Origin of the sequence: Chelativorans sp. (assembly GCF_031180965.1) — a bacterium.
In the GTDB taxonomy this organism is placed as follows: Bacteria; Pseudomonadota; Alphaproteobacteria; order Rhizobiales; family Rhizobiaceae; genus Chelativorans.
In genome coordinates this window covers 1-22,953 of sequence record NZ_JAPSLH010000027.1, presented here as the reverse complement: position 1 = coordinate 22,953, position 22,953 = coordinate 1, and the positions used below count along the sequence as shown (strand labels likewise).

At 63.7% G+C, this 22,953-nt stretch carries 19 protein-coding genes; 13 read left to right on the top strand and 6 right to left on the bottom strand.

Going from position 1 to position 22,953, the window contains the following annotated elements; genetic code table 11:
- Positions 1-58 precede the first annotated feature (58 nt).
- The 4 genes from RIN79_RS17350 (at position 59) to RIN79_RS17335 (ending at position 4,268) form a co-directional block, all read left to right on the top strand.
- Positions 59-2,281 carry an FAD-dependent oxidoreductase gene (locus RIN79_RS17350; protein ID WP_309085939.1) on the top strand — a complete coding sequence of 741 codons (2,223 nt, stop codon included), beginning with the start codon at positions 59-61 and terminating at the stop codon, positions 2,279-2,281.
- Positions 2,282-2,307: 26 nt separating this feature from the next.
- The gene (locus RIN79_RS17345) at positions 2,308-2,856 is read left to right on the top strand and encodes a thioesterase family protein (protein WP_309085938.1); all 549 of its coding nucleotides are present in this window, start codon (positions 2,308-2,310) and stop codon (positions 2,854-2,856) included.
- A 61-nt stretch (positions 2,857-2,917) separates the two neighbouring features.
- Positions 2,918-3,535 (top strand): 2-hydroxychromene-2-carboxylate isomerase, encoded by a 618-nt coding sequence (locus RIN79_RS17340; RefSeq protein ID WP_309085937.1) that lies wholly within the window; start codon positions 2,918-2,920, stop codon positions 3,533-3,535.
- A 91-nt stretch (positions 3,536-3,626) separates the two neighbouring features.
- Positions 3,627-4,268, top strand: a complete 642-nt coding sequence (locus RIN79_RS17335; protein WP_309085936.1) for a helix-turn-helix transcriptional regulator — start codon at positions 3,627-3,629, stop codon at positions 4,266-4,268.
- 21 nt (positions 4,269-4,289) lie between these two features.
- Here the strand turns inward: RIN79_RS17335 and RIN79_RS17330 are convergent, their stop codons facing one another.
- Positions 4,290-5,951, bottom strand: coding sequence for a lysine--tRNA ligase (locus RIN79_RS17330; RefSeq protein WP_309085935.1), 1,662 nt, complete (start codon positions 5,949-5,951; stop codon positions 4,290-4,292).
- 171 nt (positions 5,952-6,122) lie between these two features.
- Between RIN79_RS17330 and RIN79_RS17325 the strand changes: the two genes are divergently transcribed.
- Positions 6,123-6,536: a tellurite resistance TerB family protein gene (locus RIN79_RS17325; RefSeq protein ID WP_309085934.1), complete on the top strand. Its 414-nt coding sequence runs from the start codon at positions 6,123-6,125 to the stop codon at positions 6,534-6,536.
- Positions 6,537-6,564: 28 nt separating this feature from the next.
- On the opposite strand, the gene RIN79_RS17320 is transcribed toward RIN79_RS17325, so the two are convergent.
- Entirely contained in the window at positions 6,565-7,401 is an 837-nt protein-coding gene (locus tag RIN79_RS17320) for a transporter substrate-binding domain-containing protein (RefSeq protein WP_375165961.1), read from the bottom strand.
- A 387-nt stretch (positions 7,402-7,788) separates the two neighbouring features.
- Between RIN79_RS17320 and RIN79_RS17315 the strand changes: the two genes are divergently transcribed.
- A complete protein-coding gene (locus RIN79_RS17315; protein WP_309085932.1) occupies positions 7,789-9,792 on the top strand; it encodes a glycosyltransferase in 2,004 nt (667 codons plus the stop codon).
- Here RIN79_RS17315 and ppk2 read toward each other — a convergent pair.
- Complete coding sequence (gene ppk2 / locus RIN79_RS17310; RefSeq protein WP_309085931.1) at positions 9,714-10,613, bottom strand: polyphosphate kinase 2; 900 nt, start codon at positions 10,611-10,613, stop codon at positions 9,714-9,716. The genes RIN79_RS17315 and ppk2 overlap by 79 nt on opposite strands.
- 78 nt (positions 10,614-10,691) lie before the next feature.
- Between ppk2 and RIN79_RS17305 the strand changes: the two genes are divergently transcribed.
- Both RIN79_RS17305 and phoU read left to right on the top strand, forming a co-directional pair.
- Positions 10,692-11,954, top strand: coding sequence for an ATP-binding protein (locus tag RIN79_RS17305; protein WP_309085930.1), 1,263 nt, complete (start codon positions 10,692-10,694; stop codon positions 11,952-11,954).
- Positions 11,955-12,059: 105 nt separating this feature from the next.
- Entirely contained in the window at positions 12,060-12,791 is a 732-nt protein-coding gene (gene phoU, locus RIN79_RS17300) for a phosphate signaling complex protein PhoU (RefSeq protein WP_309085929.1), read from the top strand.
- A 21-nt stretch (positions 12,792-12,812) separates the two neighbouring features.
- Here the strand turns inward: phoU and pgi are convergent, their stop codons facing one another.
- On the bottom strand, positions 12,813-14,450 hold the full coding sequence (gene pgi / locus RIN79_RS17295; RefSeq protein WP_309085928.1) for a glucose-6-phosphate isomerase: 1,638 nt from the start codon (positions 14,448-14,450) through the stop codon (positions 12,813-12,815).
- Between the two features lie 143 nt (positions 14,451-14,593).
- Between pgi and RIN79_RS17290 the strand changes: the two genes are divergently transcribed.
- Complete coding sequence (locus RIN79_RS17290) at positions 14,594-16,084, top strand: PLP-dependent aminotransferase family protein (protein ID WP_309085927.1); 1,491 nt, start codon at positions 14,594-14,596, stop codon at positions 16,082-16,084.
- A gap of 16 nt (positions 16,085-16,100) precedes the next feature.
- Here RIN79_RS17290 and RIN79_RS17285 read toward each other — a convergent pair whose 3' ends face one another.
- Complete coding sequence (locus RIN79_RS17285) at positions 16,101-17,903, bottom strand: IlvD/Edd family dehydratase (RefSeq protein ID WP_309085926.1); 1,803 nt, start codon at positions 17,901-17,903, stop codon at positions 16,101-16,103.
- Between the two features lie 130 nt (positions 17,904-18,033).
- Here RIN79_RS17285 and RIN79_RS17280 point away from each other — a divergent pair, with 130 nt between their 5' ends.
- Complete coding sequence (locus RIN79_RS17280) at positions 18,034-18,504, top strand: carbon monoxide dehydrogenase subunit G (protein ID WP_309085925.1); 471 nt, start codon at positions 18,034-18,036, stop codon at positions 18,502-18,504.
- Here RIN79_RS17280 and RIN79_RS17275 read toward each other — a convergent pair whose 3' ends face one another.
- Positions 18,505-19,686, bottom strand: coding sequence for an Mrp/NBP35 family ATP-binding protein (locus RIN79_RS17275; RefSeq protein WP_309085924.1), 1,182 nt, complete (start codon positions 19,684-19,686; stop codon positions 18,505-18,507). It abuts the gene before it with no gap.
- A 154-nt stretch (positions 19,687-19,840) separates the two neighbouring features.
- On the opposite strand from RIN79_RS17275, the gene RIN79_RS17270 reads away from it, so the two are divergent.
- The 3 genes from RIN79_RS17270 (at position 19,841) to RIN79_RS17260 (ending at position 22,862) form a co-directional block, all read left to right on the top strand.
- Positions 19,841-20,737, top strand: coding sequence for a LysR family transcriptional regulator (locus tag RIN79_RS17270; RefSeq protein WP_309085923.1), 897 nt, complete (start codon positions 19,841-19,843; stop codon positions 20,735-20,737).
- A 98-nt stretch (positions 20,738-20,835) separates the two neighbouring features.
- Entirely contained in the window at positions 20,836-21,309 is a 474-nt protein-coding gene (locus RIN79_RS17265) for a formate dehydrogenase subunit gamma (RefSeq protein WP_309085922.1), read from the top strand.
- The gene (locus tag RIN79_RS17260; RefSeq protein ID WP_309085921.1) at positions 21,306-22,862 is read left to right on the top strand and encodes an NADH-quinone oxidoreductase subunit NuoF; all 1,557 of its coding nucleotides are present in this window, start codon (positions 21,306-21,308) and stop codon (positions 22,860-22,862) included. Before RIN79_RS17265 ends, RIN79_RS17260 begins: the two co-directional genes overlap by 4 nt.
- Positions 22,863-22,953: the final 91 nt, after the last annotated feature.

The following is a 22,953-nucleotide window of genomic DNA, read 5'->3' as shown; positions in this document are numbered from 1 at the left end:
CGAGGCGAAGCCGAGACGGAGAGGAGGCTTGTAGAAGAATATCGAGGGAGCACCTCCAATGGCTGACTACAAGAACTTCACCGTCGAGACCGACGCGGACGGCATCGCGCTCGTCACCTGGAACATGCCGGACCGCTCCATGAACGTCTTCACCGAAGAGGTGATGCAGGAGCTCGACCAGATCATCGACCGCGTTGCCGGCGAGGCGGGCATCAAGGGCGCGGTCTTCACCTCCGGCAAGGACAGTTTTTCCGGCGGTGCCGACCTCACAATGCTGCAGAAGATGCTGGGCCAGTTCCACGCCACCAAGGCCAAAGATCACGAGAAGGCCACCAGGGCGCTCTTCGACAATGCCGGCCGGATGAGCTGGCTCTGGCGCAAACTGGAAACCTGCGGCAAGCCTTGGGTCTCCGCCATCAACGGCACCTGCATGGGCGGTGCCTTCGAGCTCTCGCTCGCCTGCCACGGCCGCGTGGCGGTTGAAGACGATTCGGTCAAGCTTGCTCTGCCCGAGGTGAAGGTCGGCATCTTCCCGGGCGCCGGCGGCACGCAGCGCGTGCCGCGTCTCGCCAACACGCAGGAAGCCCTGCAGATGCTCACCTCCGGTCAGAATCTTTCGCCCAAAAAGGCGAAGGCGATGGGGCTAATACACGAGGTGGCTCCGCGCCGGAAGCTGATAGATGCCGCCAAGAAGATGATCAAGGACGGCCTGAAGCCGGTCCAGCCCTGGGACGAGAAGGGCTTCAAGCTGCCGGGCGGGCCGGTCTATTCGGCCGCGGGCGCCAATCTCTGGCCGGCGGCGATCGCCATCCTGCGCCGTGAGACCTACGGCAACTATCCCGCCGCCACCGCCATCTTGAAATGCGTCTATGAGGGCCTTCTCGTGCCGTTCGAGACCGGACTTAGGATCGAGCAGCGCTATTTCACCGAGATCATGCAATCGAAGGAAGCGGCGGCCATGATCCGCTCGCTCTTCGTCTCCATGCAGGAGTTGAACAAGGGCGCGCGCCGGCCGAAGGACGTTCCGGCCAAGAAGCTGAAGAAGGTCGGCGTGCTCGGCGCGGGCTTCATGGGCGCCGGTATCGCCTATGTCACCGCCAAGGCGGGCATTCAGGTCGTGCTCGTCGACCGCGACCAGGAGGCTGCCGACAGGGGCAAGGCGCATTCCGCAAACCTCATGGACGGGCTCATCAAGAAGGGCCGCGCCACGGCGGCGGAGAAGGAAAAGCTCCTCTCCCTCATCACCGCCACGCCGGATTATTCGGCGCTCGAAGGCGCCGACCTCGTCATCGAGGCGGTGTTCGAGGATTCGGCCGTGAAGAAGGAGGTGACCGAGAAGGCCGAGGCCGTGCTGAAGCCCTCCTCCATCTTTGCCTCCAACACGTCGACCATCCCGATCACGGCGCTGGCGAAGAATTCGAAGCGTCCGAAAAACTTCATCGGCATCCACTTCTTCTCGCCGGTGGACAAGATGATGCTGGTCGAGATCATCATGGGCAAGAAGACCGGCGAGAAGGCTCTGGCACTGGCGATGGACTATGTCCGCGCCATCAAGAAGACACCGATCGTGGTCAACGACACGCGCGGCTTCTACGTGAACCGCTGCGTGCTGCGTTACATGCAGGAAGCCTATTCCATGCTCATCGAGGGCGTGCCCGCGCCAATGATCGAGAACGCAGCCAAGATGGCCGGCATGCCGGTGGGTCCGCTGGCGCTCACCGACGAGACGGCGATCGACCTCGCGCAAAAAATCATGAAGCAGACGATCCGCGACCTGGGCGAGAAGGCAGTCGATCCGCGCCACATGGCGCTGATCGACACCATGGTCGACAAGCACGGCAGGCATGGCCGCAAGAACGGCAAGGGGTTCTATGAATACCCTGCCAAGCCGGCGAAAAAGTTTCTATGGCCTGGCCTGAAAGACCTCTATCGGCAGCAGGACCCCGACAGGATCGATGTCGAGGAGCTGAAGGCCCGCTTCCTTTATGTGATCGCGCTCGAGGCCGCGCGCGTGATGGAGGAGGGCATCGTCACCGATCCGCGCGAGGCGGATGTGGGTTCCATCCTCGCCTTCGGCTTCGCGCCCTATACAGGTGGCGTGCTCTCGCTGATCGACGGCGTCGGCGCGGCCGAGTTCGTCAAGCGCGCGGAGCGGCTGCAGAAGAAGTACGGCAAGCAGTTCAAGCCGCCAAGACTGCTCCTGGAAATGGCCGAGAAGGGCGAGACTTTTTATACGCGCTTCGCGCCGGCAGGCAGCGGCGAGATGAAGAAAGCGGCTTAGCCGGGCAGGAAGGGCGAGGGGGCCGCATGTATGTCTGGTTCCGGCTCCTGCGGGTGGCGGCGACAAGCCGTCGCCGCGGACATTTTCGGATGGTCGACGACGAGAGCCGGATAGCGCTTCGTTGCCTGCCCTCCGATATCGACATGAACCTTCACATGAACAACGCCCGCTACATGATGCTGGCGGATTTGGGCCGCATGGACATCTTCTTCCGCAGCGGCCTGCTCTCGGCGGCGCGCAAGCGCGGCTGGGGCCCGCTACTGGGCGGCCTGCAGGTGAGCTATCTGCGCGAAATCCGGTTGTGGCAGCGTTTCGAGCTCATCTCCACGGTGGAGACCTGGGAAGGGACGCAGGTGATCGGCCGCCATCGTTTCGTGTTCCCGGACGGCCGCATCGCGGCGATCATCATGACGACCGGTGGCGTCTACGATTTCCGCAACCGCCGCTTCCTCGATACGGGCGAAGTGGCGGCGGTCATCGGCAACGCTCATCCCCCGCGCCCGCCGAGCGAGGAGGAGAGGGCCTTCATGGCTTCTCATCAGGGCATCAGGGGGCTGGCGAAAAGTTTTGCCTGATGCCTTCCCGGTTGCGCCAGCACCCTTTAGGCTCCTTCGCCTCAAGCATATCGGAGCACCCATGCCCGTGACTATCGACTACTACATGACTTCCATTTCTCCCTTCACCTATCTGGGGCACCAGACCTTTCGCGCCATCGCCCACAAGCACGGTGCGGAGGTTCGGGTGAAGCCGGTGAATCTCGGGCGCGTCTTCGAAAATTCGGGCGCTCTGCCCCTGGCGCAGCGACCCACGGTGCGGCAGCGCTACCGCCTGGTAGAACTGCAGCGCATCGCCGACTATCGCGGCATGCCGCTCCACACCAAGCCGAGATACTGGCCGGTCGATCCGGGGCTCGCCGAGCACACCATCATCGCTCTCGTTGAGGCCGGCCATGATCCGCTGAGCTATATGGACCGTGTCCTGGCTTCCGTATGGGCAAATGAGGAGGACATAGCGGATGAGGCGATCCTCGCTGCGCATCTGCGTTCCGAGGGCTTTGATGCAGATGCGGTGCTGGAACAGGCGCGCATGTCCGAGACCGCCGAAATCCGGGCGCGAAATTCGGAGGAGGCGATCGCCGCCGATGTGGTCGGGGTACCGGCCTTCGTGCTCAAGGGCGAGCCCTTCTGGGGTCAGGACCGCCTCGAATACCTTGACCAGGCGTTGGCGAGCGGGCGAAAGCCCTTCTCCCCCTGAGCCAGTTTGTGGACAAGCCGTTGGGCAGGGGATACAAAGAACCTGCAGGCGCTTTCTGCCTGTTTGACTGCAGAATGCGGAGGTCGTGGGCGTGCTTTCGCACGAAAAGGTCTGGGCGGCTATCGACGCGCTTGCCGCGCGGCATTCGCTATCCGCCTCTGGCCTTGCCAAAAAAGCGGGGCTCGACTCCACCGCCTTCAATCGGTCCAAGCGCTATTCGGCGGATGGGCGGCCGCGCTGGCCCTCGACGGAATCGCTTGCCAAGATCATCGACGCAACCGGCGCGTCCCTCGGCGACTTCATGGCCCTGGTGGACGGAACGATGGAGCCCCGGCGGCGGCCCGGGCGTACCAGAGTTCCGCTCCTCGGCTTTGCCCAGGCGGGGACCGGCGGCTATTTTACCGATGCCGGCTTCCCCTCGGGGGAAGGCTGGGAGCAGATCGATCTTCCTGGGCAGGTCAGCGAGACCGCTTACGCGCTGGAGGTGCAGGGCGACTCGATGCTGCCGCTCTACCGCAACGGCGATGTTCTCGTCGTGGAGCCTTCCGCCGCTGTGCGGCGCGGCGATCGGGTGGTCGCCAAGACCACCGAAGGCGAGGTGATGGCGAAAATCCTCTTCCGTCAGACCCCGAGCGAAATCGAGCTCTTGTCGCTCAACCCCGACCACCCCAACCGCGTCTTCCTCAACGAGGAGATGGAGTGGATCGCCCGCATCGTATGGGCGAGCCAATAGCCACAAGGCAAAGCCGGTGGCCTAAGCCGCCAACTCTCCGGCCAGCGCCTTGTCGATCAGCGCCCGCGTCTCCTTGAGGCCATAAAGCGCCGCAAAGGAGCCGAAGCGCGGGCCGCGCTCCTGCCCGAGCAGAACCTCATAGAGCATCTGGAAAAAGGCCCCCGAAACCCCTGGGCCGCCGCTCGGGCTCTGCTTGGTGTGGTCCTGATAGCGCTCGATACTCCGCGCAACGTCCAGCGCGGCATTCTGGATCTCCTCGCCATCGGCGTCGGCGGGCAAGGCGGCCAGCTTCTCCGCCAAAGCCTGGAGCGCCTGCCGCTCCACCGCGTCCGGTTCCCGGAACTTCTTCGCAGGCTTCACGAAATCGTCGAAATAGCGGATAGCATAGCCCGTCAGCCGATCAAGTGCAGGATGCGTCTGCGGCGTCACGCCGGGCGCGTAGCGCGAGATGAAACCCCAGAGAACTCCCTTCTCATGCGCATTCGACGCGCTGACGAGATTGAGCAGCAGCGCAAACGGCACCGGCAGGTCGAGTTCCGGCGGGTTGCCGTCATGGATATGCCAGACCGGATTTCCCAGCCGGCTGTTCCAGTCCTGGCGTGGGTAGGCTGACAGAAACGCATAATAGTCGTCCACCGCCTTCGGGATGACGTCGAAATAGAGCTTCTTGGCCGTCTTCGGCTTTTGGAACATGTAGAGCGAGAGGCTCTCGGTTGGCGCATAGGTCAGCCATTCGTCGATCGTGAGCCCGTTGCCCTTGGACTTCGAGATCTTCTGGCCCTTCTCGTCCAGGAAGAGCTCATAGTTGAAGCCCTCGGGAGGGACCCCGTCCAGCGCAGCGCAGATCTGCGCGGCCAGCTTGACGCTGTCGATCAGGTCCTTGCCGGACATCTCGTAGTCCACTCCGAGCGCCGCCCAGCGCATGGCCCAGTCGGGCTTCCATTGCAGCTTGGAATGCCCGCCGGTGACCGGCGTCTCGAAGCGCTCGCCGCTCTCAGGATCGCGCCAGACGATCGTACCGGCGTCGAGCTTGCGCTCCTCGATCGGCACCTGCATCACCACGCCGGTTCTCGGGTGGATGGGCAGGAAAGGCGAATAGGTCTGCGCCCGCTCCTGGCGGAGGGACGGCAGCATGATCGCCATCACCTCGTCGAAGCGCTCGAGCACCTTCAAGAGCGTGGCGTCGAAACGTCCGGAGGAGTAGTACTCCGTCGAGGAGGCAAACTCGTAGTCGAAGCCGAACTGGTCGAGAAAGGCCCTGAGCCGCGCATTGTTGGCCGCGCCGAAGGAAGGATATTCATTCGAGAACGGGTCCGGCACGCGCGTCAGCGGCTTACCCAAATGCGCGCGCAGCATCTCCTGGTTGGGCACATTGTCGGGCACCTTCCTCAGCCCATCCATGTCGTCGGAGAAGCAGAGGATTTTCGTCTTCACCCGATCCTCCGTGAGGATCCGAAATGCGTGGCGCACCATGGATGTGCGCGCCACCTCGCCAAAGGTGCCGATATGCGGCAGGCCTGACGGCCCGTAGCCGGTCTCGAAGATGATCGTGTCCGGGAAGCCGCGTCCCTCGTAACGTTTGACGATCTTGCGCGCTTCCTCGAAGGGCCAGGCCTTGCTGTCGGCCACGGCCTGCAGCAGGTCCGGGGAGAGTTCAAGCGCCGTGTTCTGCATCGTCGTCATTTCGCTGTCCGGGTGAATGGTGTCTTTCGCAGCCGGCAGCAACCGTTCCTTGAGCCTGGCTGCCCCAGGCGTGTAGGCGCAGCCAGGCGATGCGTCAATCCGATCCGGCTTGCATTGCAGGCGCCGGCTCGCGCACCTACCTAGGGCGCTCGCCACGTGGAAAGGATGCGCATGAACGAACGGCCCTCACCTCAGGAAGCCCTCATCTATCTGCTGGTCGTCATCTCTGCGGCGGACCGCGACATGACCGATGCGGAACTCGGCCGGATCGGCAGCCTTGTCCGCACCTTGCCCGTTTTCCAGGGTTTCGGCGAGGACCGCATCATCGCCACCGCCCGCCAGTGCCAGCTGCTCCTGCAGGATGGCGACGGTCCAGAACGTGTCCTCGACCTGGTGCGCGATGCCATCCCCCCTTCGCTGCACGACACGGCCTATGCGCTGGCCGTGGAGGTGGTTGCCGCAGACCTCTACGTCGTACCCGAGGAGGTGCGGATGCTGCAAATCGTTCGTCGCCGGCTGAAACTGGATTCGATTGTCGCCGCGGCGATCGAGCGGGCCGCCCAGGCCCGCCATCGTTCGCTTTAAGGCTGCGCCAGCCTTCCAGCGACTTGGGTCAGTAAAAGCTGATCGGAAAGTAGCGCAAATAAAGCTCGGCGAAGGTGCCGCCCGCATCCACCTGCTGCAGGGCGTAGTCGAGCGCCTCGGCGAGGGCCGGCTGGTTCGGCGCCACCGCGATCGCAAGGCCTTGGCCCAGATATTCTGGGGCAAGATAAGGTCCGCCCGCGAATGTGCAGCAACCGCCTTGTTCGCGCGCAAGCCAGAAGGCGAGCCGCATCCCGTCGCCGAAGACAATCTCGATGTTTCCTGCCCTGAGCTCGTTCATGAGCTCGGAATTGTTGGCGAAGGTTGCAACCCTAACCGCGGGAAACAGATCGCGCAGCATCTGCTCGTGCGCGGTGCCCTCGACGACGCCGACCCGCTTGCCTGCGATGGCCGCATGAAGCGGTTCGGCCAGCGCGGCCTTCCTCAGCGCCACGAAACGCGCGGGAAATTTCATGTAGGGATGCGTGAAGAGAAATTGCTCGCGGCTTTGCCTCGTAACGGCAAGCCCAGCGATCAGAGCCTCGCCGTCGCCGCGGCGCAGGGCCGCCTCTAGCTCCTCAAACGGCAGCGCCTGGATTTGGCAGCGGTCGAGCATGTCGAGCTCGCGGCAGACGGCACGCGCCAGGTCGACGTGGAAGCCGCCCACCCGATGCTCCGCATCGAGGAAATTGAACGGAAAAAAATCGGTGGTCGTGAGGAACCGCAGCCGGGGCACGGCCGACATGTCCGGCTTCGTTAGCCGCTGCCTGGCGTCCCAGAAGCTCGGAATGGAGGACTGGGGGCGACCGGAAGTCGCCGCACCCGCCACCATTGCAAAAGCCAACAAAATGGTCGCGGCTACCCGCATATGCTCCCTCTCTCCGTCGGGCCTTGTATATCGCCTGTCCCTGAGGGTCAAAAGGGGCGAGACGGAGGACACATCGTGTAGAAGGCCTTGCGCGCAGCTCTTTTGAAATTTCTATTTTAACGAGTATTGGGGATTGACTGTCGAGAGGGTGTTTAACAATATGTGAATATCCGGTGCGGGGGACGAAGGTTTTCGCGCCGGACTAGGGGGCTATCGTGAAAACCGGACCTGCTCAGGATCGGCGGCAGCATGTGTATGCGCCGCGGGATGAGACATGCTGCGCCTCAAGCGCGGTACCGGTCGACCCATGCAGCGTTCACGCAGCCGGGTATCCAAAAGCCGCCTAGGCGTAGCAACCCGCGTTCTGAAAGCGCTCGGAGTATGGCGATGTTCCTGCGTAGCTCCGCCGATGCCGGCGACGCGCCCACCTTTGCCCAGGGGCCGCGCGAGTCCTCCCACCCGGCAGGCGAGATCTCCCCTTCCGGTATAGCAGAGTGGCGGCCGATCCTCGAAAAGCTCGGTGTGCCCCAGCACAAGATGCAGACCATCGAAGCGGGAGCCCGGCTATCAGGCGTTCCTTTTCAGGTGGAGCTTGTGGCCTCCGGCGTGCTCGACGAAGCGGCCCTTTATCGGGCCTTGGCGGAACATCTGGGTCTGCCCTTCATGCAGCAGGTCGTACCGGACAGCCTCTTTTTGCTGCAGGACGAGTGTCTCGAGTCGCTCCGTTTGCCTACCGGATTGAGGCCGGCCCGCGCCGTGCAGGCTTCGGGGCAGACCTTGTACCTCATCGCCCCGGAGCGCCTCGACATCTCCGCCATGCAGGGCTTCTTGCAGCGGCGCCCGGAGGTCGCAGCCCAGATGCGCGTCGTTCGACCGTCTGTCCTGCGGCAGGCGCTTATGAAGCGCGCGCAGGAGCAGCTTGCGCGAGGCTCCATTCACGGGCTTTTCGAGGTCATGCCGCACCTTTCCGCCCGCCTGGTTCTCAACGCGTGGCAAGGTATCGCGATCGGTGCGGCCATCGCGGTGCTCGTCCTCGGCTTCGCCACGGCACCGTTCAGCTCCCTTCTCATATTCCACATCTGCCTGTCAGCCCTGTTCCTGGCCTGTGTCGGGCTGCGGGTCCTTGCCGCCTTTGCCGTTCCGGCCGAGCCTCCTTCCCAGTTGTTGACATCCATGCAGACGGCGGACCTGCCGGTCTACACCGTGCTCGTCGCCCTCTACAAGGAAGCGGACGTAGTGCCCGACCTGCTCGTGGCGCTCGGAAAGCTCGTCTGGCCGCGCAGCAAGCTGGAAATCAAGCTGGTCTGCGAGAGCGACGATGTCGAGACCCTGGCCGCGATCAGGGCGCAGGAACTCAGACCTTACGTGCAGGTCATCGAGGTGCCGCCGCAAGGGCCCAGAACCAAGCCGAAGGCACTCTCCTACGCGCTTCCGATCACCACGGGAGAGTTCGTCGTCCTCTTCGACGCTGAGGACAGGCCGAATTCCTTTCAGCTCATCGAGGCCTGGCAACGCTTTCGAAATGCGGGGGAGGATCTGGCCTGCGTCCAGGCTCCGCTCTGGATTTCGAACAGGCATGAGAACTGGATCGCGTCCATGTTCGGCTTCGAATATTCGGCGTTGTTCCGCGGCTTGCTGCCGTGGCTTGCGCAGCGCAGACTGGTATTCCCATTGGGAGGCACTTCAAATCATTTCCGGAGATCAGTCCTGGAGCGTGTCGGCGGCTGGGACCCCTATAATGTCACGGAAGATGCAGATCTCGGCCTCAGACTCGCTCGCCTTGGGTACAGGACCGACACGATCACCGCTGCCACCATCGAGGACGCACCGACCAGCACCGGGGTCTGGCTGCGGCAGCGCACGCGGTGGTTCAAGGGATGGGCGCAGACCTGGCTCGTCCATATGCGGGACATTCCGCAACTCTACCGCGAGCTCGGGCCGGCTTCCTTCCTCGTCGCGCAGGTGCTTACCGCCGGAATGTGGATCTCTGCCCTTGCCTATTCGGTGTTCGTCGTGACCGCCGTCGCTCTCATCGCGAAGATCTCCATGGGGGGACCGGTGGCCAATCATCAGATGGCGTTGCTGGCTCTCGACACTGTCAATGTCGTCTTTGGCCACGGCGCCTTCCTGGCACTCGGCTGGTGGACGCTGCCCCGATATGAAAGACGCGGGTTCTGCAGGCACATGCTGCTCACGCCCGCCTACTGGCTGCTGCTTTCGGCAGCGGCGTGGCGAGCCCTCTGGCAGCTCTACCGCTGTCCTCATGCCTGGGAAAAGACGCCGCACCGGAGCCGGCGCAACATTGCAGGAGCTCAACGAAGGAAACCGGGGCCGACCCCCACCACCCGCTCGTCCTCCTCGCCCACCGCGGCCAGATCACGCCCTGCATAGGGCAATGACAGCAGGATGCGCCGGATCACCGCCAGGCGCGCCCTCCGCTTGTCGTTCGCCAGCACCACCGTCCAGGGTGCATGTTCGGTATGCGTGCGCTCGATCATCAGATCGCGCATGCGCGTATACTCGTCCCACTTCTCCATGCCGGCGACGTCGATCGGCGAAAATTTCCAGTTCTTCAGCGGGCTGTGGCGGCGATCGTGAAAACGCTTGAGCTGCGTTTCCCGGCCGATATTCAGCCAGAACTTGAAGAGGTGGGTGCCGTCGTCGACGATGGCGCGCTCGAAATTCGGCGTTTCCGAAAGGAATCGTTCGTGCTCCTCCGGCGTGCAGAAGCCCATCACCGGCTCGACGGTGCCGCGATTGTACCAGGAGCGGTCGAAGGTGACGAACTCGCCGGCTGTTGGAAAATGCGCCACGTAGCGCTGGTAGTACCACTGCCCGCGCTCAACTTCGGTGGGCTTTGGCAGCGCGACATTGCGAGCCGTGCGCGGATTCATGTGCTGCCTTGTGGCGGCGATCGCGCCGCCCTTTCCCGCCGCATCGCGCCCCTCGAAGAGAACCATTACGCGCCCACCGGTCGCCTGCAGCCAGCTCTGCAGCTTCACCAGTTCGATCTGCAGCGTTTCGAGCTGTCTTTCGTAGCTTTCCCACTTCAGCTTCCCCTCATAGGGATAGCCGCCTGCCGTAAGCGCCCGGTCCTCGATCCAGCGTGGCAGCTTCGGGTCGTCGATGTGGAACACGCGCTCTACGCCATCCACCGTGACTTTCAGCGGCTTGGAGGCGGAACGCGGGGACTTGGCCGCGGTTTTGTTCATAACTTTATCCATTACAGCGATAGCTGATGCTAGCCGTGGCGGCAAAGCCGGTCTAGTAGCTCCCTTCGGGAGTGGCTGATGCAAGAGGAACAAGGCGCGGCGCGCAGACTGCTGAAAGCTGCCGGAGAGCGGGTCGCCCGCTTCGGCCCGGTTCTGGTCGCGGCTGCGGCCGCCCTCCTGCTGCTGGACCTTTACCTTGGCGGTACCGGGCTTGGCGCCGCGCTCGCTGTCCTCGTCCTCATTGTCGTGGCGATGCTTTTTCCTGAGCGTCAGGAAAAGCGCGGCGCGGAGGAGCGGATTGACGGTGGTGCGCGCCTGATCGAAACCCTCCCTGCGACCGATCTGGCGGCCGCGGTCCAGGACCCCCTCTATATCTTCGATGAGGCTGGCGGCGTGGTCTATGCGAATAGGGCCGCGTCAGCCGCATTTGGCCCGGCCGTTCCCGGCTTGTCGCTGCAGTTGAAGTTCCGCGCGCCCGAGATGCACGATTTCATCGCGCGGGCGATAGAGGGCGTCAACGGCGATCTGGCGATCGACTATGTAGAGCGCGTACCTTTCGAGCGCGCGTACCGGGTCTCGGCGACGCCGATCGGCGAGGGTACCCGACTTTTCGTCCTTCTCTTCAAGGACCAGAGCGAGGCCCGGCGCATCGACCGCATGCGGGCGGACTTCATCGCCAATGCCAGCCATGAGTTGCGCACGCCGCTCGCTTCCATCGCCGGATTCATCGAGACATTGCGCGGTCCCGCCCGCGACGACGCTAAGGCTCGCGAGGCTTTCCTGCAGATTATGCACGACCAGACCGGGCGCATGGCGCGGCTGATCGACGACCTCCTGTCGCTCTCGCGGCTCGAGGCGAAGCCCTATGGACGGCCGGGCGAAAAGGTGGACCTGCGCCTGCTCATCGGCGGCGTGCGAGACGCACTGGCGCATTTGGCCAAGGAATCAGGGGTGACGATCGAGCTCGATATTCCCGATACTCCGCTCGAAGTGGCGGGTCACCGCGACGAGCTTGTTCAGGTGTTCGAGAACCTGCTCGAGAATGCCTGTAAGTATGGGAGTTCCGGCGGACGGGTCGTCGTCTCGGCAGGGGGTGGGGGGCCGGGCGAGGAAAGGACGGTCACCGTCACCGACTTTGGACCGGGCATTGCCGAAGAGCATCTCCCGCGGATCACGGAGCGCTTCTACCGTGTAGATGTGGAAACCAGCCGAGCGCAGAAGGGAACGGGCCTCGGCCTTGCGATCGTCAAGCACATACTGACACGCCACGGCGCCCGCCTTTCTATCCGCTCGAAACTCGGGGAGGGCTCCTCCTTCACGGTGCATTTCCCTCCGCCCTGAACGGCAGCCTTGCTGGCAAATATCCTGTCCAGGCCTATTTCTTTTTTCCGTCATGTAGATAGCCTACCAACGGTCGAGGGGTGATTTGCGGCAGGAGGAACCCCCATGCAAAGCCAGCACATCATGCGCTCCTTCGACGAGGAGCTGCGCTTTCTCGCCAACCAGATCGGCGCGATGGGCGGCTATGCCGAGCGCATGGTGGACGAGGCCGTGGCCGCCCTGGTCGGTGGCGATGTGGCGCTCGCGCGCAAGGTGATCGAGGACGATCTCTACCTTGACCTCAAGGAACGGGAGATCGGCGAGAAAGCCGTCGTCATCATAGCCAAGCGGCAACCCATGGCGGCGGACTTGCGGGAGATCGTCGGCGCGATCCGCATATCCGGCGACCTGGAACGGATCGGCGATCTCGGAAAGAATATCGCCAAACGGGTGGTCGCCGTCACCGAAGCACGGCAGCCGACGAGGCTCTTCCGGGGCCTTTCTTCGCTGACGGAGCTGGCCCTGACCCAGCTGAAGGAAGTACTCGACGCATACGCCACCCGTTCAGCGGAAAAGATCGGCTTCGTGCGCGACCGCGACGAAGAGATCGACGCGATGTACACCTCGCTCTTCCGTGAGCTCCTGACCTATATGATGGAAGACCCGCGCAATATCACCGCCTGCACGCATCTCATTTTCTGCGCAAAGAACATCGAGCGCATAGGCGATCACGCGACCAATATCGCCGAGACGGTCTTCCACATCATCACCGGCACGACAATGCCGCCGGAACGCCCGAAAGTGGACCAGAGCCACAAGATCATCGCAACCGTGCCGGCGGCGCAGGGCGGAAAATAGCCGCCGTCATCGCCGCCGAGATCAGGCTTCTCTTAAATTCGCCAGGTGCGCCACGAGCCCGGCCGTGGAAGCATCGCGGCCGGACGCATCTTTCCTGCCCTCGACGACTGGCAAAAGCTCGGTCGCGAGTTCCTTGCCCAGTTCCACGCCCCATTGGTCGAAAGCGTTGATGCGGAAAAGCGCGGCTTCGACGAAGACGCGGTGCTCGTAGAGCGCGATCAGCCGGCCGAGGGCGAACGGATCGAGCTTTTCGTAGATGATCGTGAGCGAAGGCCGGTTGCCGGGGAAGACGCGATGCGGCGCGATCGCTTCGGCTTCCGCCTCGCTCATGCCCTTCGCCAGAAGCTGCCCCCTGGCTTCCTCCAAGGTCCGGCCGCGCATCAGGGCCTCCGACTGCGCAAGGCAGTTGGCGATCAGCAGGTCATGGTGGTGCTGCAGATGCGGCTCGTGCCCGACCGCGGCGATCATGAACTCGACGGGGATTACATCCGTGCCCTGATGCAGGAGCTGAAAGAAGGCGTGCTGACCGTTGGTGCCGGGCTCGCCGAAAACAAGCGGTCCGGTCGGAACGGGAACAGCCTCGCCGTCCAGCGTCACGCGCTTGCCGTTCGATTCCATATCGAGCTGCTGCAGATAGGCGGGGAGGCGGGCGAGCCGCTGGTCGTAGGGAATGACAGCTCGGGAGGGATAGCCGCAGACCACCCGGTGCCAGAATCCGACAAGACCAAGAAGCATCGGCAGGTTGTGGCGCACAGGCGCTTCACGAAAGTGGCGGTCCATCGCCTCGGCGCCGGCCAGGAAGCGGCGGAAATTTTCAGGGCCGATCGCAATCATGATCGGCAAGCCGATTGCCGACCAAAGCGAATACCGGCCGCCCACCCAGTCCCAGAACCCGAAGATGCGATCGGCGCCGATGCCGAAGGCGGCAACTTTGTCGAGCGCGGTGGAGACAGCCGCGAAATGGGCACCAACGGCACCCGATCCCAGATGCTCGGCGATCCACGTCCGGGCGGTCTGCGCATTGGTCATAGTCTCGACGGTGGTGAAGGTCTTGGACGCAACGATGAAAAGCGTCGCCTCCGGATCGAGCCCCTTCACGGTGTCGGCTATATGCGCCCCATCCACATTGGAGACGTAATGGAGCCTTGGCCCATCGTGATAAGGCGCGAGCGCCAGCGTCGCCATGGCGGGGCCGAGATCGGAGCCGCCGATGCCGATATTCACCACGTCGGCGAACGGCTTTCCCGTTGCGCCCTTGAGCGCGCCGGAGCGGATGCCTTCGGCGAAGGCGCTCATAGCGGAGAGCACACGCTCCACTTCCGGCATGACATCACGGCCGTCGAGCTCAACGGATTGGCCGGGGGAGGCGCGCAATGCGGTGTGGAGTACCGCCCGGTTCTCCGTGACATTGATCCGCTCGCCCGCAAACATCGCCTCGCGCCGCTCCGGCACGCCGGCAGCTGCCGCGAGATTTTCCAGGAGGGAAAGCGTCTCCTCGTCGACGGCACATTTGGAATAGTCGAGGAGCAGATCCTCCAGAGATGCCGAAAAACGGGAGAAGCGCTGCGGATCGGCGGCGAAAGCGCCGCGGAGGTCAAAATCTCCATGTTCGCGGCGATGCCGCCGCAGCGCCTCAAGCGCTTGGCTGTATGCGCTCATATCGTCCGTCTCCTCTGCATGGGCCGGCGGGAACTTAGAGTGCAGGACGGCGAAAGTGAAGCGACGGCGTTGGCTTAACCGCTTGGACCAGGGTTGCCGAGCGGCTTGCGCGGCGTTAGGCTCCGCGCCGCCAGAGGAAAGCCATGCCGACCAGAAACGACGCCGCTCTATGGGCGGGCCTCATCAAAATCTCAGCCGATTCCAGCCAAACCCTGCAGGCGCAGATCCGGCAGGCGATCGTATCAGCCATTCTCGACCGGCAGATTCCGCTCTCGATGCCCTTACCTTCCTGCCGCATTCTCGCGGAGAAGCTCGGGGTGGCGCGAGGAACGGTGGTGCTCGCCTTCCAGCAACTCGTCGATCAGGGCTTTCTGATCGCGCAGGAAAGGCGCGGCCATTTCGTCAATCCGGACGTGCTGGCGACGCCGCCACGGCAGGCGCGCAAGGCCCCAGCCGCAGGGGGAATCGACTGGAAGGCACGGCGACAGGTGGTGGCGAGCGAGTTGCCCGGCGCGCCGAAGAACGACAACTGGATGCAGTCCTCCTATCCTTTTGTCTACGGCCAGTTCGATCCGGCCCTCTTTCCTACGGCCGAATGGCGCGAGTGCAACCGCATGGCGCTTGCCGTGCTCGAAATCCGCAACTGGGCGGCCGACATGGTCGACAAGGACGACCCGCTGCTCATCGAGCAGATCCAGGCACGGCTCCTGCCCCGGCGCGGCATCTTCGCCAATCCGGACGAGATCATCGTCACACTCGGCGCGCAGAATGCCCTCTATATGCTTGCCACACTTTTGATGCATCGCGGTGCCGGCGTCGCCATGGAGAATCCCGGCTATCCCGATGCGCGCTCCATCTTCAAGCTCGCCGGCGCCGAGACGCTGCCGATCCCGGTCGACTGCCACGGCATGGATGTGAAGGCGATCCCGGCCAATGCCAATTTCGTCTTCGTGACCCCGAGTCATCACTGCCCCACAATGGTGCCGCTCAGCCGCGCGCGCCGGCAGAGCCTGCTTTCGCGCGCGGAAGAACATGACTGGATCATCATCGAGGATGACTATGACAGCCAGCTCGCCGACGAGACGCCCCAGGAAGCGTTAAAAGGGCTCGATCACAGCGGCCGCGTCATCTATCTCGGCTCGATGTCGAAGACACTGGCTCCGGGCCTGCGGCTCGGCTATCTCGTCGGCCCCGCCGAGCTTGTCGCCGAACTCAGGGCGCTCCGCCGCTTCATGCTGCGCCATCCGCCAGCCAACAACCAGCGCGCGGTAGCGCTCTTCCTCTCGCTTGGTCATCACGATGCGCTGGTGCGCCGCCTTTCCGCCGCCTTCGAGGAAAGGCGCAAGAAGCTGCTCGAAGCGATCGGCCGCTTCATGCCGGACTGGGGAGCAGCGGATGTGCCCGGCGGCACCTCCATCTGGCTCAAGGGTCCGGAGGGTACCGACACGGGCGCGCTCGCCGAAGCCGCAAAGGCGCGCGGGGTGATCATCGAGCCCGGAACGCGCTTTTTCGACGGACCGGCGCAGCCCTCACCCTATATGCGGCTCGGCATTTCCTCGATCGCCGTGCAGCATATCGAGCCGGGCATTCGGGAGCTTGCCGCGGTGGTCTCTCGGCGTTCCGTCGCCGCCTGAAAGGCAGGTCCGGTGCCTAGTGGTTATCGCGCGGCGTGCCCTTTTCCCGGGCGATGCGCTGATAGGCGGGCGCAAGCTTCAGCACCATCCCGTCGGCAAGCTGGTCCACCATGGCGCGCTGGATCTCCTGCCAGGGCGTCTGGTGGCCGGGATAAGGATAGCCCCCTGCTGCTGTAAGTTCCGCGCGCCGCCTTTCCAGCTCCTCCTCGCCGATCAGCACGTTCGCGCTGCCTGTCTTGAGGTCGATGCGGATGCGGTCGCCGGTCCTGAGCAGTGCCAGGTTGCCTCCGACCGCAGCCTCCGGCGACGCGTTGAGGATGGAGGGGGATGCGGAGGTCCCGGACTGGCGGCCGTCGCCGATGCAGGGAAGGGAATGCACGCCGCGTTTGATCAGGTAGTCCGGCGGCCGCATGTTCACGACTTCGGCCGAGCCCGGATAGCCGACTGGGCCCGTGCCGCGCATGACCAGGATGCAGTATTCGTCGATCTCGAGAGCGGGATCATCGATGCGGTGATGATAGTCCTCAGGCCCGTCGAAGACGATCGCCCGGCCCTCGAACGCCTCGGGATCTTTCGGGTTCGACAGATAGCGCTCGCGAAACTCCTCGGAGATCACGCTGGTCTTCATGATCGCGCTGTCGAACAGATTGCCCTTCAGATTGATGAAGCCGGCGCTTGTTTTCAGCGGATTGGAGACCGGCCGGATGACATTGGCGTCGATGGTCACCGCGTTCTGGCAATTCTCCCGCAAGGTACGGCCGTTCGCTGTCATGATGTCCGGATGCGGCAGAAGGTCGGCTTTCATGAGCTCCGCCACCACGGCTGGAACGCCTCCTGCCTGATGAAAGTCCTCGCCCAGAAATTCGCCCGCCGGCTGCAGGTTCACGAGCAGCGGAATGTGATGCCCAAGCCTCTGCCAATCGTCGTTGTCGAGCGGCACGCCCAGATGGCGGGCCATGGCGTTGAGGTGGATCGGCGCGTTGGTGGAGCCGCCAAGGGCCGAGTTCACAACGATGGCATTCTCGAATGCCTCGCGCGTCATGATGTCGGACGGCTTCAGATCCTCGTGTACCATCTCGACAATGCGCTTGCCGGTATCGCGGGCCATCTGGCCACGCTCTCTATAGGGCGCGGGGATCGCGGCGGAGCCCGGAAGCTGCATGCCGAGCGCCTCGGTGAGCGAATTCATGGTCGACGCCGTGCCCATGGTGTTGCAGAAGCCCACTGAAGGCGCAGACGCCGCCGCGAGCTCCATGAACTGCTCATAGCCGATTTCCCCGGCAGCAAGGCGCTCGCGCGCCTCCCAGATGATGGTGCCGGAACCCACGCGCCGCCCGCCATACCAGCCGTTGAGCATGGGGCCGACGGAGAGGGCGATCGCCGGAATATCCACCGTCGCAGCAGCCATAAGCAGCGCGGGCGTGGTCTTGTCGCAGCCGATGGTGAGCACGACGCCATCGAGAGGGTACCCGTAGAGCACCTCGACCAGAGCGAGGTAGGTGAGGTTTCGGTCAAGTGCCGCGGTAGGTCGCTTTCCGGTCTCTTGAATCGGATGGCAGGGAAACTCCAACGGAATGCCGCCCGCCGACTCGATGCCGGCGCGCACGCGCTTGGCAAGCTCGATGTGATGCCGGTTGCAGGGCGAGAGGTCGGAGCCGGTCTGAGCGATGCCGATCAGCGGCTTGCCGGACTGCAGCTCCTCACGTGTTAGGCCGTAGTTCAGATAGCGCTCCAGATAGAGCGCAGTCATGCCCGGATTGTCCGGATTGTCGAACCAGTCCTGCGAGCGAAGCCGCCTTTTGCCGCTGCCTTGGGTCATCACATCTACCTTCCGGTTGCCGGGAAAACGGATATTGCATCAAGCTGCAGGCGACAAGGCCGTGGCCTGCCTGGATGGACAAGATGCTCGTGCTAGGCTAGCCAAGGGCGATTTTGTGAAAGGACGAGCCATGGCCATGATCATCGAAGGCGAGGAACGGATCGCGGCACCGGTCGAGACCGTCTGGCGCGCGCTGAACGATCCGGAGGTGCTGAAGGACTGCATCCCCGGATGCGAGACGCTGGAGAAGAAATCCGATACAGAGTTCGTCGCCGCCGTCTCGCTGAAGATCGGCCCGATCAAGGCGCGCTTCAACGGCGCGGTGGAGCTGACGAACCTCAACCCGCCGCACTCCTACACTATCTCGGGAGAGGGCAAGGGTGGCGTCGCAGGCTTTGCCAAAGGCGGCGCGGATGTCTCGCTGAAAGCCGACGGCGCCGATACGACTATCCTCACCTACAAGGCCAAGGCCGATGTTGGCGGCAAGATGGCCCAGCTCGGCGGGCGCTTGATCGAGTCGACCTCCAAAAAGCTTGCGTCGCAGTTCTTCGCCGATTTCAACGCACGCGTAAGCGGCGCGACGGAAGCGCAGAGCGCATAGCTATTCGAAAACGATTGCGGGAGCGGCACCTGCCGCCGCTACACGTTCGGCTTGCAGCCTCTCCGCTACCCTGTGTGCGATGGCACGATAGGTCTTCGCCTGAATGCCTTCCGGGTCGGAAACAACGATCGGCGTGCCGGCGTCAGAAGTTTCGCGGACCTCCATGGTCAGCGGCACCTCGCCCAGAAAGGGCACGCCGAGGCGCTCCGCTTCGGCCTTCGCGCCGCCATGCCCAAAGATGTCGTAGCGTTTGCCCGTATCCGGCGCGATGAAATAGCTCATATTCTCGACAATGCCCAACACGGGCACCTCCACGCGCCGAAACATGTTCAGTCCCTTGCGGGCATCTATGAGCGCCAGATCCTGCGGCGTCGACACGATCACCGCGCCAGCGAGCGGCACCTGTTGGGCCATCGTGAGCTGAGCGTCGCCCGTCCCCGGCGGCATATCCACCACGAGAACGTCCAGCGGCGCCCAGGCGACATCGCGCAGAAGCTGGCGGAGCGCCGACATAACCATCGGCCCGCGCCAGATCATGGGCGTGTCCTCCTCGACGAGGAAGCCCATGGACATGACCTTCAGCCCGTGCGCCTCCATCGGCCGCAGGGTCTTGCTGTCGATCATCTCAGGCTTGCCTTTGAGACCGAGCAGCCGGGGCATGGATGGACCGTAGATATCAGCATCGAGAATGCCGACCTTGAGCCCCAGCGCTTGGAGTCCTAACGCGAGATTGACCGCAGTCGTCGATTTCCCGACGCCGCCCTTGCCGCTCGCCACAGCTATGATCGCCTCCACGCCGGGTACGCCGGCCTTGGCCGATTGTGGCGGCGCGCCGTGGCTGTGGCCCTGCGGGTGGGCATGAGCTTGCGCCGGCGCTCGCGCGGGCGGCGGCTTCGGAGTGGGTGCTGCCCGCGGGCTTGCGCCCATGCCGCCGGTCCGCTCTGCAGTCAGCGCGACCACGGCTCCAGTCACACCGGGAATCGTCTTGACGGCCCGTTCCGCCGCCTCGCGCAGCGGCTCCAGCTCCTTGGCGCGGTCGGCGGGTACCGTGATGGAGAAGAAGACCTTGCCGTCCGCGATGAAAATCTCCGAGACGAGACCGAGGGAGACGATGTCGCCCTCCAGATCCGGCCCCCTGATCGTGCTGAGCTTGTCGATGACGGCTTGGCGGCTGACGGTCATTCGTTCCTCGGACTCCTACTACCGCGCCTGAGATAATGCAGATATGCCCGCGGACCAACCCGGCATTCACTTGCTCTGTTACGCAGGTGGCCAGGCCAGCTGCTTGCGAGCGCAGGATGGAAAGGGGTACTCGTAGCCAAAGAAAGCGCAAGCCATGATCGACAAGCTGGAATTCTTTATCGCGCTCGCACGGGAGCGGCATTTCGGCCGGGCGGCCGCGGAACTGGGCGTGACGCAGCCCACGCTTTCGGCCGCCATAAAGCAGCTGGAAGACCAGCTCGGCGTGATGCTGGTGCAACGGGGATCGCGCTTCCAGGGTCTTACTCCCGAGGGCCAGCGCGTGCTCGAATGGGCGCGGCGCATCGTCGGCGATGCGCGCACGATGCGCGAGGAGATGCGGGCAGCGCGGCGGGGCCTTGCCGGTCACGTGCGCATCGCAGCGATTCCAACAGCGCTCGCCATGGTGCCCTCGCTCACCACGCCTTTCCGGGAAAAGCATCCGCAGGTCACGTTTTCCGTCGTGTCCTGCACCTCGCTGGAGATCCTGGCGCTGCTCGAAAACCTGGAGATCGATATCGGCATCACCTATCTCGACAATGAGCCGCTGGGGCGGGTCGTGTCGGTGCCGCTCTATTCCGAGCGCTATCAGCTCATCACCGCGGCCGGGAACCGGTTTTCCGATCGGAGCGAGGTCACCTGGTCCGAGGTGGCCGAGCTGCCGCTCTGTCTGCTTACGCAGGACATGCAGAACAGGCGAATCATCAACCAGCATCTGGAGGAGGCAGGCGCCCGCGTCCATCCGACGCTGGAGTCGAACTCCATGATCCTGCTCTTTTCGCATATCCGCACCGGCAAATGGGCATCCATCATGCCGCTCAATCTGGCGGAGGTGCTAGGTTTTGCCGAGCCGATCCGGGCCATCCCCATTGTCGAGCCGGATGCCAGCCATCTGGTCGGCGTGGTCGCGGTCGAGCGCGAGCCGCACACGCCCATGGTTTCCGCACTCCTCTATGAGGCAGGGCTGGCGGCGGAGACCTTTGCACGCGCTTGATAGAAATTTCCTATCAAGCGACGAAACTGCTATATTGATACCTGACAGAGTTGCCGTATCTCTCCATGTGAACTCTATCCAGGGAGGGCGCTGCGGAAATGCAGCCTGCACGTACCGAGATCCTATCCGCGGTGATGCCTATTGTCGACCAGTGGCGGCATGAGGAAGGACCGCTCCTGCCGATTTTGAACGGCATCCTGCGGGAGTTCGGCTATGTGCCGCGCGAGGTCGTACCCGCGATCGCCGAGGCGCTCAATCTTTCGCGCGCCGAGGTCTACGGCGTGGTCTCCTTCTATCACGATTATCGCGAGAATCCTCCGGGGCGGCATGTGCTGAAACTATGCCGGGCGGAGGCCTGCCAGTCGATGGGCGGCGATGCGATCGCGGAACGGCTTCAGAACCTCCTTGGCTTGAAGTTCGGCGAGACCGCCGCGGACGGATCGGTCACGCTGGAGCCGGTCTATTGCCTCGGCCTTTGCGCCTGTTCGCCCGCGGCCATGCTGGACGGGGAGGTGATCGGCCGCCTCGATGACGAGAAGGCGCGGGAGATCGCCCGGGAGGTGCGGGCATGACGACAAAAATTTATATCCCCCGCGATTCCGGCGCGCTGGCGCTGGGCGCCGAGAAAGTCGCGACCGCGATGGCCAGGGAGATCGGGCTGCGCGGCATCGATGTGCAGATCGTCCGCAACGGCTCGCGCGGCCTCTACTGGCTGGAGCCGATGGTCGAGGTCGAGACCGAATTCGGACGCGTCGCCTACGGTCCGGTGAAGCCTTCCGACGTGCCGTCGCTGTTCGATAGTAAATTTCTTTCAGGCGGAGCACATCCGCTTTTCCGCGGGAATCCTGGGGAAATACCCTTCCTGAAGCGCCAGACGCGCCTCACCTTCGCTCGCTGCGGCATCATCGACCCTGGCTCGCTTGAAGATTACGAGACCTATGGCGGACTTACCGGTCTGCGCAACGCGCTTTCCATGGCGCCCGAACAGATCGTGGCCCAAGTGACCGAATCGGGCCTGCGCGGCCGCGGCGGCGCCGGCTTCCCCACGGGCATCAAGTGGAAGACCGTGCTCGAGGCGCAAGCCGATAGAAAATACATCGTCTGCAATGCGGACGAAGGCGACTCCGGCACCTTTGCTGACCGCATGATCATGGAGGGCGACCCCTTCGTGCTGATCGAGGGGATGGTGATCGCCGGCATCGCGGTCGGCGCCACCAAGGGCTATATCTATCTGCGTTCCGAATACCCGGATGCGGAAAGGGTGCTGAACGAGGCGATCGCGGTAGCGCGGAAAGCTGGCATTCTGGGCAAGAGCGTCCTGGGTACGGGCCCTGCGTTCGAGCTCGAGGTGCGCATGGGCGCCGGCGCCTATGTTTGTGGCGAGGAGACCGCGCTCCTCGATTCGCTCGAAGGTAAGCGCGGCATGGTGCGCGCCAAGCCGCCGCTGCCGGCCCATGAGGGCCTGTTCGGTAAGCCGACCGTCGTCAACAACGTGATCTCGCTCGCGTCCGTTCCGATCATCCTGGACAAAGGCGCGACCTTCTATCGCGACTTCGGCATGGGCCGCTCGCGCGGCACGATCCCCATCCAGATCGCCGGAAACGTAAAATATGGCGGGCTGTTCGAGACGGCATTCGGCCTCACGCTCGGCGAGATCGTGGACGACATAGCTGGCGGCACCGCCACGGGCCGGCCGGTGCGCGCGGTCCAGGTGGGCGGGCCGCTAGGCGCTTATTTTCCGCGCGCCCTGTTCGACACGCCCTTCGAATACGAGGCGTTTCTGGCCCGCGATGGCCTGATCGGCCATGCCGGCATCGTGGTCTTCGACGACACGGTGGACATGCTGAAGCAGGCGCGTTTCGCCATGGAGTTCTGTGCCGTCGAAAGCTGCGGCAAGTGCACGCCGTGCCGAATCGGCTCAACGCGCGGAGTCGAGGTGCTCGACCGACTGGCAAAGGGCGTGCAGGCGGACCAGCAGATCGAGATCGTCAAGGATCTCTGCAACACGATGAAATTCGGCTCGCTCTGCGCACTGGGCGGATTCACGCCCTATCCCGTGATGAGCGCGCTTACCCATTTTCCCGAGGACTTCCGCCGGCAGCCGGTGCGGGAAGCGGCGGAGTAGGAGGAAGAACCATGTGTTTCGTAAACGAGATCGACTACGGCACGCCGGCTTCAAAGTCGGACAGGACGGTCACGCTGACGATCGACGGGAT